The sequence below is a fragment of the Streptomyces sp. P5F9 genome, from assembly GCF_057961495.1.
This window is the reverse complement of record NZ_JBXVPZ010001015.1, coordinates 1-723: the sequence shown is the minus strand read 5'-3', so window position 1 is coordinate 723 and position 723 is coordinate 1. Positions and strand designations below refer to the sequence as shown.

At 71.2% G+C, this 723-nt stretch carries 2 protein-coding genes; both read right to left on the bottom strand.

Translation table 11 applies throughout. The features are described from left to right. The coding region (locus AC31A1_RS52165; protein ID WP_489660037.1) for a shikimate kinase at positions 1-431 on the bottom strand (431 nt) is incomplete at its 3' end. 32 nt (positions 432-463) lie between these two features. Further along, positions 464-723, bottom strand: a 260-nt coding sequence (locus AC31A1_RS52160) for a chorismate synthase (protein ID WP_489660036.1), incomplete at its 5' end; no start/stop codon positions are given.

Sequence of the window (723 nt, the reverse complement as noted above, 5' to 3'; positions counted from 1 at the left end):
GGGGTGCGGCCGTCGGTGGGGACGACGGCCTGCGCGACCTCGGCATACAAGTGCCGCCTGGCTTCCATCAGTTCGCGCCACTGCTTGCGCGGGTTGATGGCCAGCAGCGGGCGGGCCGCGTTGAGGCCGGTGCGCCTGACCGCCTCGTCCACGTCCATGGAGAGGTAGACGACCCGGTGCCCGGCGAGCAGCGCCCGCGTGTCCTCGTCGAGGATCGAGCCGCCGCCGAGGGCCAGCACACCCTCGTGCCCGGCGAGTGCCTGCTGCACGGCACGCTTCTCGATCGCACGGAACACCGGCTCACCCTCATCCACGAAGATCTCCGCGATGAAGCGGCCCTCCGCGGCCACGATGTCGTCATCGGTGTCCCGGTAACCGACACCCAGCCGCCCGGCCAACTGCTGCCCGACCGTCGACTTGCCGACACCCATCGGACCGACCAGGACGACCAGCGGGGCCCCGGTCACCGGATGGCCAGATTCTCAAGGTACGACCGCACGTTGCGCCGGGTCTCGGGCACGCTGTCGCCGCCGAACTTCTCCGCCACCGCATCCGCCAGCACCAGCGCGACCATCGCCTCCGCGACAATCCCCGCCGCCGGAACCGCGGACACGTCGGAGCGCTGATGGTGGGCCTGCGTGGCCTCACCGGTCACCACATCCACCGTCTGCAGAGCCCGCGGCACCGTCGCGATCGGCTTCATCCCGGCCCGCACCCGCAGCA